Origin of the sequence: Citrobacter sp. Cpo071, from assembly GCF_030332765.1 — a bacterium.
Classification (GTDB): Bacteria; Pseudomonadota; Gammaproteobacteria; order Enterobacterales; family Enterobacteriaceae; genus Citrobacter; species Citrobacter portucalensis.
Genome location: NZ_JAOWHE010000061.1, coordinates 21111 through 32995, shown reverse-complemented (window position 1 = coordinate 32995; position 11885 = coordinate 21111). Strand labels below are relative to the sequence as shown.

The 11885-nt window shown below is 54.5% G+C and carries 12 protein-coding genes and 1 riboswitch; of the genes, 4 read left to right on the top strand and 8 right to left on the bottom strand.

The window, feature by feature from the left end; all coding sequences use genetic code 11:
- The first annotated feature begins 341 nt into the window (after positions 1 to 341).
- On the top strand, positions 342 to 1931 hold the full coding sequence (gene purH / locus OGY09_RS02825; protein ID WP_008787105.1) for a bifunctional phosphoribosylaminoimidazolecarboxamide formyltransferase/IMP cyclohydrolase: 1590 nt from the start codon (positions 342 to 344) through the stop codon (positions 1929 to 1931).
- Between the two features lie 15 nt (positions 1932 to 1946).
- Positions 1947 to 3236 carry a phosphoribosylamine--glycine ligase gene (gene purD, locus OGY09_RS02820; protein ID WP_032945660.1) on the top strand — a complete coding sequence of 430 codons (1290 nt, stop codon included), beginning with the start codon at positions 1947 to 1949 and terminating at the stop codon, positions 3234 to 3236.
- Here purD and zraR read toward each other — a convergent pair.
- Together zraR and zraS are read right to left on the bottom strand one after the other, a co-directional pair.
- The gene (gene zraR / locus OGY09_RS02815; protein WP_032945659.1) at positions 3233 to 4558 is read right to left on the bottom strand and encodes a sigma-54-dependent response regulator transcription factor ZraR; all 1326 of its coding nucleotides are present in this window, start codon (positions 4556 to 4558) and stop codon (positions 3233 to 3235) included. The two genes, purD and zraR, sit on opposite strands and share 4 nt — an antisense overlap.
- A gap of 5 nt (positions 4559 to 4563) precedes the next feature.
- Complete coding sequence (zraS, locus tag OGY09_RS02810; RefSeq protein WP_032945658.1) at positions 4564 to 5949, bottom strand: two-component system sensor histidine kinase ZraS; 1386 nt, start codon at positions 5947 to 5949, stop codon at positions 4564 to 4566.
- Between the two features lie 255 nt (positions 5950 to 6204).
- Here zraS and zraP point away from each other — a divergent pair, with 255 nt between their 5' ends.
- Entirely contained in the window at positions 6205 to 6648 is a 444-nt protein-coding gene (gene zraP, locus OGY09_RS02805) for a zinc resistance sensor/chaperone ZraP (protein ID WP_032945657.1), read from the top strand.
- Between the two features lie 61 nt (positions 6649 to 6709).
- Here zraP and OGY09_RS02800 read toward each other — a convergent pair whose 3' ends face one another.
- The 6 genes from OGY09_RS02800 to nudC all read right to left on the bottom strand — a co-directional run bounded on the left by OGY09_RS02800 (position 6710) and on the right by nudC (position 11075).
- Complete coding sequence (locus OGY09_RS02800; protein WP_032945667.1) at positions 6710 to 7402, bottom strand: DUF1481 domain-containing protein; 693 nt, start codon at positions 7400 to 7402, stop codon at positions 6710 to 6712.
- An 11-nt stretch (positions 7403 to 7413) separates the two neighbouring features.
- Positions 7414 to 7686, bottom strand: a complete 273-nt coding sequence (gene hupA / locus OGY09_RS02795) for a nucleoid-associated protein HU-alpha (RefSeq protein WP_001044509.1) — start codon at positions 7684 to 7686, stop codon at positions 7414 to 7416.
- Between the two features lie 186 nt (positions 7687 to 7872).
- Complete coding sequence (locus tag OGY09_RS02790; protein WP_003842015.1) at positions 7873 to 8463, bottom strand: YjaG family protein; 591 nt, start codon at positions 8461 to 8463, stop codon at positions 7873 to 7875.
- 33 nt (positions 8464 to 8496) lie between these two features.
- Entirely contained in the window at positions 8497 to 9177 is a 681-nt protein-coding gene (gene nfi, locus OGY09_RS02785; RefSeq protein WP_032945656.1) for a deoxyribonuclease V, read from the bottom strand.
- Between the two features lie 9 nt (positions 9178 to 9186).
- Entirely contained in the window at positions 9187 to 10251 is a 1065-nt protein-coding gene (gene hemE, locus OGY09_RS02780; protein ID WP_032945655.1) for a uroporphyrinogen decarboxylase, read from the bottom strand.
- A gap of 50 nt (positions 10252 to 10301) precedes the next feature.
- Positions 10302 to 11075, bottom strand: a complete 774-nt coding sequence (gene nudC / locus OGY09_RS02775; RefSeq protein ID WP_003033074.1) for an NAD(+) diphosphatase — start codon at positions 11073 to 11075, stop codon at positions 10302 to 10304.
- Positions 11076 to 11171: 96 nt separating this feature from the next.
- Between nudC and rsd the strand changes: the two genes are divergently transcribed.
- A complete protein-coding gene (gene rsd, locus OGY09_RS02770; protein WP_286589923.1) occupies positions 11172 to 11660 on the top strand; it encodes a sigma D regulator in 489 nt (162 codons plus the stop codon).
- Positions 11661 to 11710: 50 nt separating this feature from the next.
- A riboswitch (TPP riboswitch) is annotated at positions 11711 to 11833 on the top strand.
- Positions 11834 to 11885 lie beyond the last annotated feature (52 nt).

Genomic DNA, 11885 nt, shown 5'->3' with positions numbered 1-11885 from the left:
TGGAGGCGCATTATAGGGAGTTTCCTGCGGCCCGCAACCCTTAAATGACAGAAAAATGACTGACTGCTGCATTCCACAGCGAAACCCCGCCTTATACCCATTTACACACAGAGTTATCCACAAACCACACGATCGTTTCTACGATCCACTCGTTATATCAGCCTCCTTCAACAGAAAAAGAAGAGGTCAAAATCGAAATTTAAAAATTCGCGAGCGTTGCGCAAACGTTTTCGTTACAATGCCCCCGCAAAACAAGGATGCCCCGTAAGGGGCGTTAGCTGAGTTTTTAGCCAAGAATTCACCTAACGCTCTCTGTAATAGTCAAATCCAGGGGATTTACCATGCAACAACGTCGTCCAGTCCGCCGCGCTCTGCTCAGTGTTTCTGACAAGGCCGGTATCATCGAATTCGCTCAGGCACTTTCCGCACGTGGTGTGGAGCTGTTGTCTACAGGTGGCACTGCGCGCCTGTTAGCGGAGAAAGGTCTGCCAGTGACCGAAGTTTCCGATTACACCGGCTTCCCAGAAATGATGGATGGACGCGTGAAGACCCTGCATCCGAAAGTCCACGGCGGCATTCTTGGTCGTCGCGGTCAGGATGACGGAATTATGGAACAGCACGGTATCGCCCCTATCGATATGGTGGTTGTAAACCTGTATCCGTTCGCCGAGACAGTGGCACGCGAAGGCTGCTCGCTGGAAGATGCGGTAGAGAACATTGATATCGGCGGCCCGACCATGGTGCGTTCCGCAGCCAAGAACCATAAAGACGTAGCGATCGTTGTGAAGAGCAGCGACTACGACGCCATTATTAAAGAGATGGATGCCAACGAAGGCTCCCTGACTCTGGAAACCCGCTTTGACCTCGCGATTAAAGCCTTCGAACACACCGCCGCCTACGACAGCATGATTGCCAACTACTTCGGCAGCATGGTTCCGGCTTACCACGGTGAGAGCAAAGAGGCCGCCGGTCGTTTCCCGCGTACGCTGAACCTGAACTTCATTAAGAAGCAGGATATGCGCTACGGCGAGAACAGCCACCAGCAGGCTGCCTTCTATATAGAAGAGAATGTTAAAGAAGCATCCGTTGCCACCGCGCAGCAGGTACAGGGCAAAGCGCTTTCCTACAACAACATCGCAGATACCGACGCGGCGCTGGAGTGCGTGAAAGAGTTCAGCGAGCCAGCCTGTGTGATCGTTAAGCACGCTAACCCGTGCGGCGTGGCGGTAAGTACCTCTATTCTCGACGCTTACGACCGCGCCTATAAAACCGACCCGACCTCCGCGTTCGGCGGCATCATCGCTTTCAACCGCGAACTGGATGCCGAAACCGCGCAGGCAATTATCTCCCGTCAGTTCGTGGAAGTGATCATCGCCCCGTCCGCAACCGAAGACGCACTGAAAATCACCGCCGCCAAACAGAACGTTCGCGTTCTGACCTGCGGTCAGTGGGCACAACGTGTACCGGGCCTGGACTTCAAACGCGTTAACGGCGGTTTGCTGGTTCAGGACAGGGATCTGGGGATGGTGAGCGAAGGCGAACTGCGCGTGGTGTCCAAACGTCAGCCGACCGAGCAAGAGCTGCGGGATGCACTGTTCTGCTGGAAAGTCGCCAAGTTCGTGAAATCCAACGCCATTGTTTATGCCAAAGAGAACATGACTATCGGCATAGGCGCAGGCCAGATGAGCCGCGTGTACTCCGCAAAGATCGCCGGGATTAAAGCGGCTGACGAAGGTCTGGAAGTGAAAGGCTCCGCCATGGCCTCTGACGCCTTCTTCCCGTTCCGCGATGGTATTGATGCTGCCGCCGCCGTTGGCGTGAGCTGCGTTATCCAGCCCGGTGGTTCTATCCGTGATGACGAAGTCATTGCCGCTGCCGATGAACACGGTATCGCGATGATCTTTACCGACATGCGCCACTTCCGCCATTAATCCACGGAGCAGACGATGAAAATATTAGTGATTGGCAACGGCGGGCGCGAGCACGCCCTGGCCTGGAAAGCCGCACAGTCCCCGCTGGTTGATACCGTTTTTGTTGCACCAGGTAACGCGGGCACCGCACTGGAACCAGCACTGCAGAACGTGGCTATCGGCGTCACCGATATTCCAGCTCTGCTGAGCTTTGCCCAGAACGAGAAAATTGACCTGACCATCGTCGGCCCGGAAGCGCCGCTGGTGATTGGCGTGGTCGATGCGTTCCGCGCCGCTGGCCTGAAGATCTTCGGGCCAACCGAAGGTGCTGCACAGCTGGAAGGCTCCAAAGCCTTCACCAAAGATTTCCTCGCCCGTCACCAGATCCCGACGGCGGAATATCAGAACTTCACTGAGATTGAGCCAGCGTTGGCCTATCTGCGTGAGAAAGGCGCGCCGATCGTCATCAAAGCTGACGGCCTGGCTGCTGGTAAAGGCGTTATCGTGGCGATGACGCTGGAGGAAGCAGAAGCCGCCGTTCATGACATGCTGGCAGGTAACGCTTTTGGCGATGCGGGCCACCGTATCGTGATCGAAGAGTTCCTCGACGGCGAAGAAGCGAGCTTTATCGTAATGGTCGACGGCGAGCACGTGCTGCCGATGGCCACCAGCCAGGACCACAAACGCGTAGGCAACGGCGACACTGGCCCGAACACCGGCGGTATGGGTGCTTACTCACCAGCGCCGGTGGTAACTGATGAAGTGCATCAGCGCACCATGGAACGCATTATTTGGCCAACCGTAAAAGGTATGGCGGCGGAAGGGAATACCTACACCGGTTTCCTGTACGCGGGTCTGATGATCGACAAACAGGGCAATCCGAAGGTTATCGAGTTCAACTGCCGCTTCGGCGACCCGGAAACCCAGCCGATCATGCTACGCATGAAATCGGACCTGGTGGAGCTTTGCCTGGCCGCTTGCGACGGCAAGCTGGATGAGAAAACCTCCGAGTGGGACGAACGCGCCTCGCTGGGTGTCGTCATTGCTGCCGGAGGTTATCCGGGCAACTACAACACCGGAGATGAGATCCACGGTCTGCCGCTGGAAGAAGTAGAAGACGGAAAAGTGTTCCATGCGGGCACCAAACTCGCTGACGATGACCGTGTGCTGACCAGCGGCGGTCGCGTGCTGTGCGCCACCGCCCTGGGTCATACTGTGGCTGAAGCGCAGAAACGCGCTTACGCCCTGATGACCGACATCCGCTGGGATGGCAGCTTCAGCCGTAACGACATCGGCTGGCGCGCCATTGAACGCGAGCAACGCTAACGCGAAATTTTCGCCAGCAGCGTTTTACGCGTAATGCCTAACTGACGGGCGGCTTCCGTTTTATTGCCGCCCGTTTTTTCCAGCGCCGCCAGAATCACCTCTTTTTCGACATCCACCAGCGGTTGGATCTCGCCACTGAATTCCGTTTTTATCGGCGTCGCGGCAATCGCCATCGGCAGCTCGCGTTCGGAAATATATTCTCCCGTCAGCAGCACCACCGAGCGCTCAATCGCATTTTCCAGCTCACGAATATTGCCCGGCCAGTCGTAGTGGATCAGCAGATCCATCGCCTGCGGAGTAAAGCCTTTCACCGCTTTACGGTTACGCGCGGCAAAACGCTGGAGAAAATGTTCGGCTAACAGCGGAATATCTTCCCGGCGCTGGCACAGCGCTGGCATTTCAATGGTGACGACGTTCAGGCGATAGTAGAGATCCTGACGAAAGCGCCCGGCACTGACTTCCTCGGCCAGATTACGATGCGTGGCGGCGATCAGCCGGACATCAACCGCAATAGTCTGATTGCTACCAACACGCTGCACTTCTCGCTCCTGGATAGCCCGCAGCAGACGCACCTGCATCAGCGGTGAAATATCACCGATTTCATCAAGAAATAACGTGCCGCCATCGGCTTCCACAAAGCGACCTTCCCGCCGTTTATCCGCCCCGGTAAACGCCCCTTTCTCGTGACCAAAAAGTTCGGACTCCAGCAGCGATTCATTAAGCGCCGCGCAGTTGAGCGTCACCAGCGGTTTATCGCGACGGGCGCTGCTGGCATGCAGCGCCCGGGCCACCAACTCTTTCCCCGTACCGGAGTCTCCGTGAATAAGCACCGTAGCATCCGAGGGCGCAACCATCGCGATTTCATTGAACAACTTCTGCATCGCCGGACTGCTGCCAATCATGCCAAACTGCGCAGCCGACGCCGATGGCAGTTCAGCGCCCGTTTCCCGCGTATGCGCCAGCGCCTTTTCCAGCGTCTCCTGCAGACGGTCAAAATCCAGCGGCTTGATTAAGTAGTCCAGCGCCCCGGTTTTAAGCGCCTCAACGGCGGTCTCCACACTGGAGAACGCCGTCATGATCAAGACCGGAATCGCCGGATTCAGCGCTTTAACCTCTTTCAGCGTTGCGATGCCGTCCATCTCCGCCATGCGTACATCACACAGCACTAAATCAAATACGCGTTCGCGCACCTGTTCCAGCGCCGCTCGCCCGCTATAGGCCAGCGCGACCTCATAACCCCAGCCGCGCAGCAGCGCCTGTAAAATGGTGCAGTGGCTGATATCGTCATCTACCACCAGAATATTGATTTTTCCGCGCGTCATCCTTGTTAATCCTGTTGTTTCGCTTTGGTCGGCAGCCAAAGGGTAAAGGTCGCGCCTTTGCCCTCAACGCTTGCCACCTGAATGGTGCCACCGTGCTGTTCGATAATGTTCTGCACTACCGCCAACCCGAGGCCGGTTCCGTCAGCTTTGGTCGTATAGTAAGGCGTAAAAATGGCCTCCAGCTGTTCCGCCGCAATCCCCTTCCCACTATCGGTAACCACAATTTTAACGCGATCGCCGCTGCTTTCATTCGCTTCAACCGTGATCGTGCCCTGACGACCAATCGCATGAATGGCGTTCAGATACAGATTCAACAAAACCTGAGTCAGTCGGTCAGGATCGGCCTGGATAGCGGGCAGCGTAGAATTGGCCGAAAAGCGGAGCTGGATTTCCCGGCTTGCCGCATCCTGACTCACCAGGTGTAATGAGTGGGTGATAACCTCATTGAGATCCACCTTTTGCAGCGTCAGATGCGCAGGTTTCACCAGCTCCAGCAACTCACTCACCACCCGATTTAAACGATCCGCCTCTTTCGCCATCACCTGTGCCAGCTCGTGCGACTCGCCTCCTGCCGGGGTTCGCTCGGCAAAATACTTCGCTAACCCTTTGATCGATGAAAGCGGGTTACGAATTTCATGCGCCACCCCAGCCGCAAGATGACCGAGCGCTAACAGTTTTTCTTTACGCTTCATCGCATCCTGGAGTTCTTTGTACGAGCGCTGATAGCGCTGATACCAGAAGAACGTCAGCACGGTGGCCAGCAACACAGCCGCCAGCGCAGAGAGGACTATCAGTGTGTTACGCCACTCCCTTGCCTGAGTCGCTGTCAGATCGCTGGCATCAAAGGCGATAAATATGGTTTGTGCAGGGGTGATAAGCTGCCCGTCATTGCTGGCACAGCGCGCCATGCCGTGGCGTCCTGGACCATACATCGGCTGAAACTGGCGATAAATTTCCAGTGCTGGCGTTTTTTCACCATCCCTCGCTGGAATTTCAATATTCCGCCAGCTTTCTTGCTCCCCAGGACTAAGCTGTCGCAGGACATCCGATGAATAGAGCGTTTTGCCGACCATCGCGGAATTGCTGTGGGTAATAATGACACCATGCTCATCGACGACAGCAAACCATAGCACGCCAGGCTGTACAGCCATTTCCTCCAGTAGCGTCTGCTGCTGGGCATGATGCATGCGCATCCCCATGCCTACGCGCGTACCAGACTCCAGAGCGCGAATGAGCACACTGCCTTTTTCCAGTAGCGTTTGCCGCGCGGCGCCACTTTCCCGCCCATAGTCCCGAATGGTCATAATCGAAAACCAGCCGACCAAAACCAGGATTGCCGCCAGCAAGAGTCGGCTCAACCACTTTGCCACCGTATCCTTATAAAGACGCATACGCTCTCCCTTCACCCCGCTTGTTCCTTTCATCGTTGCAGGTATACAGCAGAAATCATGCCATTTTTTCCCCCTGATAACCCTGCCCTCAGACACAAACAGCTGAAAGTAACGAGTAAAAATGACTCGCTGGCGAGTCATTTTTACTCGTTTCCCTGCAAAGACGGCGGGTACAACGCCCCGCAGGACTCGGATTGCCACTTTGGCACGGAAGATGCAAAAGGGAATGTAAGCTAACCAACAGGAGAACGAACGATGAAACGGAACAACAAACTGGCACTGATTGCACTTTCTCTTATCGCACTTGGCTCCACCCCGGTACTGGCACAGAATCACTGGGGATATGGTGATGGAATGCAGCAACGGGGCGGTACGCCAATGACCGCTGAGCAGCAGGCTGCCGCACAGAAAATCTATGATGATTATTATTCCCAGACCAGCGCGTTGCGCCAACAGCTGACATCCAAACGTTATGAGTACAACGCACTATTAACGGCCAGCTCGCCGGACACGGCAAAAATTAACGCCGTTGCAAAAGAGATGGAAGCGTTGAATCAGTCTCTGGACGAGCAGCGCGTTAAACGTGATGTCGCAATGGCGCAGGCTGGCGTGCCACGTGGAGCGGGAATGGGCTACGGCGGATGCGGCGGTGGCGGTAACCATCGCGGCGGCGGTCATATGGGAATGGGCCACTGGTAAAAGACTTAATGCCTGATGACGCTATACGGATCAGGCCTGCTGATTTCCTGTATTCAGGTTTTCAGAAAGTTTTTGCTGTAGGCTGCCAGTGACAAAAATCTTCATTGGCGACCAGCAGTAGCTGCGACCCTTCGGGCGCTTCCAGCCATGCCACACTCACCTCTACGGATGAATGTCTCTGGCGGCGCTCGATATGGTTTATCGCCCACGACTCCAGGTCTGGCTTCAGCGTTTCACCTTCACAGGTTGTGACCGTGTTATCCGCATGCCAACGTCCCTGACGCAATATCACCCGCCCCTGACGCAGCGCATCGCTGGTCTGGCGAATTTGATCGGCTCGATAGCGGTAAAGCGCGATTTGATCGCTGGAAAGCTGCTGCTTTTGCCCGTCGACTTCACGCTGCATGAAGCTCAGTTCGCCCCGGTCATCGAAGCGTATACGGACATGTTCAGCCGGTTTACTGTAAACGTTGAGTTCTATCAGAGAGAGCGAATCACCCTGCCAGCGGTATTCACTGGTAGTGGTTTCGCCTTTACGCCACGGACTAAATACCGAGAGCAAGTGAACATCGTCACCGGAGTCTTTACGCCAAATGCGTACCGCCCCCTGATCGCCAACATAGCCGCTGGCCGTGAAAGGAGGAAGCTCAGAATGGCTACCGCAGGCAGACAGTAACAGAACACCTGAAAGCCAAAGCGTATGACGCCAGATGGACAAAAGGGGCGAAACCGCCCCTTCGTTAAAACTGTTCACTGCCACGCGAATTACTTAACCGCGTCTTTCAGTGCTTTACCAGAAACAAATGCCGGTACGTTAGCTGCGGCGATTTTGATTTCTTTACCGGTCTGCGGGTTGCGGCCAGTGCGCTCAGCACGGTGGTTCACTTTGAAGGTACCGAAACCAACCAGTTGTACAGCATCGCCTTCTTTCAGAGACTCAGTAATAGCAGCCAGAGTGGATTCCAGAGCAGCTTTAGCCTGTGTTTTAGACAGTTCTGCTTTGTCTGCAATTACATCAATCAGTTGAGTCTTGTTCATAAGTTATCCTTACAATGTGTTTATCGCTTGCTAAGCATCGAGTGCGACGGAAATGCCAGAAAAGCACTCTCCTGCATACACGCACCGATAGCCACTTTTTTTCGCCCCCCAAATGTAGACCAGACCGGGGGCGGATGGGAAGCCTTCAGGCACGACAAATCAGGCGTTAAATCACGTTTTGTGGTGTCATTGCTGAAAATTTATACCAATATTGCTCTCGCCAGCCTCGCGCAGGTCTGCACGCAGCCCTTTTATCAGCTCAATATCGCGTTCTTCACAGTCGGCTAAAAGTCGGAAAATTTCCCACTGAATATCCCATTCTTGCTCAACGGCAGGGTTCTCTTTGAGCTCTTCATCGGTCATTTCGCGACCAGCCTGAGTCATTTCCAGCATCGCAACCGTCGTAATCGAAGCCTTACTCACTTCGATTGCATGCTCCAACGTTTCACCGCTAAGACGCGAATGCATCAGCTCGCTTAATGCCACACAGGCATCAATCGCCGGATAAACACCGTACAGATCGTAATCGTCTGCAGAAGGAATGGCCTCTTCAAATTTTTCCAGCTGGCTGTCGAAATTGATTTTCGCGTCTTTAACCGTCAGCGCTTCCCAAATCAGATCCAGAATTCGGCGGTAAATCTGTCCATCGCCAAATTCAGTTTGCTTGCAGAACATGGCGTAGTTTGGGTACATGCGTTCGCACAGACAGGCCATAAACGTGACGTGCTGCCAGCTTTCCAGCTTCTCCAGACGCAGGTGAATCGGATTTTGTAACATGATGAGTTCTCAAATACGGAAATTAGCCGCAGTTTACCCGATATAGGGCGTTTTTGCTGCAAGCCGAGTAAAAGCCGGGCGTTCGGATGCTACCGCATCTGCCCAGCGTGTTGGTTCCGGCAAACGATAGCCGTTCATACAGCGTTGAACCCACGCCAGTGCGCTGTCCATACTCACGCGGTGACCCGTAGAAATAAACAACGGGTTACAGCGCGCTTTGCTGCGCCAGACCCATGCCAGTTGTTCGCCTTTATCCAGCAACGGCGCTAGCGCACCAGGTTCAGCAGCGAGCGATTCAAACTTGCCGCACAACCGTTTTTTCGCCACACCAATCGTTGGTACGTCCACCAGCAGGCCAAAATGGCTGGCCACGCCCAGACGACGCGGGTGAGAAATGCCATGACCATCAACGAACAGCAGATCTGGCTTGTGCGAGAGCAGTTGCCAGGCGGCCATCAGCGCGGGAGTTTCACGAAAGGAGAGAAAACCGGGAATGTAGGGCATGGTGGTGGCGATACGCGCCACCTTGTATTCGACCAGTTCAAGCGTGGGATACTTCAGTAAGACCATCGCGGCTCGCGTCACTTCGCCACCCTGCTCAAACCCAACGTCCGCCCCGCCGATCAGATCCGGCGGATCGTTCTTCAGACGATCCTCGCGGACCACTGAAGAAGCCAGTTCAAGCTGCTGTGCGCGTAATGACGCGAGATCCATGATGACTCCTTAGCGGTGGTACTGTTCGGACAACCGATGTACCGCCTCCACAAAGACACCCGCATGTTCTGGCGGGACGTCCTGATGAATGCCGTGGCCCAGGTTAAAGACATGCCCTTCACCCTGACCGAATCCGGCCAGAATTATCGCCACCTCTTCTTCGATGCGGGCTGGCGGCGCATACAGCATGGACGGATCCATATTGCCCTGGAGCGCCACTTTATGACCTACACGACGACGCGCATCGGCAATGTCAGTGGTCCAGTCGAGACCTAACGCATCACAGCCGGTCTCCGCCATCGCTTCCAGCCACTGACCACCGCCTTTGGTAAACAGGGTCACCGGTACGCGACGACCTTCGTTCTCGCGCAGCAGGCCATCAACGATTTTGTGCATGTAGTACAAAGAAAACTGCTGATAGTCGCGACCGGTCAGCACGCCACCCCAGGTGTCGAAAATCATCACCGACTGCGCACCCGCTTTGATCTGCGCGTTCAGGTACAACGTGACGCTCTTCGCCAGCTTATCAAGTAGCAGATGCAGCGCTTTAGGGTCGGCGTACATCATCTTTTTAATCACGGTGAAGGCTTTGCTGCTGCCGCCTTCAACCATGTAGGTCGCCAGCGTCCACGGACTACCGGAGAAGCCGATCAGCGGCACTTCGCCTTTCAGTTCACGGCGGATAGTACGCACCGCGTTCATCACGTACCCCAGCCCATCTTCCGGGTCCGGGATCGGCAGTTTGTCGACGTCAGCCTTGCTGGTAATTGGAGAGGTGAAGCGTGGACCTTCTCCTGCTTCAAAATACAGCCCGAGTCCCATCGCATCCGGGATCGTCAGGATATCCGAGAAGAGGATCGCGGCATCAAGTTTATAGCGACGCAGCGGCTGCAGCGTGACTTCGCAGGCCAGCTCGGCATTTTTGCACAGCGCCATAAAATCGCCCGCTTCGGCACGGGTAGCTTTGTATTCCGGTAGATAGCGGCCCGCCTGGCGCATCATCCACACCGGAGTGACATCAACGGGCTGGCGCAGCAGCGCACGCAGATAACGATCGTTCTTCAGTTCGGTCATTTTTGCAGTTCCTTATTGCGTCAGTCCATCAGTGTATCACCACTCGCTCTTTACTCGTACTCAGCCCGACACATTGCCACAGTGTCTTCAATCAATCGACGCGCGACAGTACCCGGCGGGGGTAAGAGCGGTAAGTCGTCATAGCGATACCAGTTCGCTTCCAGCAGCTCTTTCGGGTCGATGACGATTTCGCCGCTATCATACTCCGCCATAAATGCGGTCATCAAAGACTGCGGGAATGGCCAGGGCTGAGAAGTGACATAGCGCAGATTTTTCACCTTAATCCCGCTTTCTTCCATAACTTCACGCGCCACCGCCTGTTCTAAGGTCTCGCCCACTTCGACAAAACCTGCCAGTACGGTATGCACGCCGTTACGATGGCGAACATGTTGGGCAAGCAGGATGGAATCATCTCGGCGAATAGCGACGATTATGCACGGGGCAATTTGCGGGTAATAACGTTCACGGCAGTGGCTACAGAGCATCGCCCACTCCGTTTTACTCGGGTGCATGGGATGGCCGCAGTAGCCGCAGAATTTATGCGAGCGATAGAACTCCGCCAGCTGTACGCCGCGTCCGGCCAGTTGAAACAGGCCAACGTCCTGGTCAATGACCTGGCGCACCGACCCCATATCGTGTCGACGCTGCTGCTGCACCAGCCAGACAGTCTCCCCTTCCCACTCGCCTATTGGCAGCGCGCGCTGACCAATCAGATCAAAACGGGCTGCGTCGCCATAAGGTAGCTCGCCATGAGGTAACCATAACTTTTGCTCATGACTGACGATCCACCAGCCGCTATCTAATTTTTCAATTATACGATCCATATCTCTTGCGCAACCTTTGCTTCACAGGCATGTTGTTTACATTATTTTTACATTTACGGGTGAGCAGTTCCTAAACACCATCTTGCGGAGTCAATCATGCTAAACCAGCTGGAAAGCCTGACGGAGCACGTCGGAGGAAGTAATAAACTGGTTGATCGCTGGCTACATGTACGTAAGCACCTGCTCGTGGCTTACTACAATCTGGTTGGCATTAAGCCTGGCAAAGAATCGTACATGCGACTCAATGAAAAAGCGCTGGATGATTTTTGTCAGGGCCTGGTCGATTACCTCTCCACCGGACACTTCAGTATTTATGAACGTATTCTCCATAAATTGGAAGGGAACGGGCAGCTTTTAAAAGCCACAAAAATTTGGCCGCTGCTGGAAGCCAATACGCAGCTGATCATGGACTACTATGACTCCAGCCTGGAAACTGCGATTGATCATGATAACTTCCTTGAATTTCAACAGGTTTTATCGGATCTCGGCGAGGCACTGGAAGCCCGATTCGTGCTGGAAGATAAGTTGATCATGCTGGTATTTGACGCAATGCACGAGAGTAACACTCTCAAACGTCATGCTTGAGATTTGCGGCATTAACGCGTAGTTTACATTCATTACCTCTTTACTGAGGTTACTTCTTGTCGGAGTGCTTATTTTCCACAGCAGCATGAGTGGAAAAGGCTGAGACCGTTAATTCGGGATCCGCGGAACCTGATCAGGTTAAAACCTGCGAAGGGAACAAGAGTCAATCTACAATAGCATCGCCTCCGGGCGAGCTTCTCTCTTGCTTCATCCGTCGTCTGACAA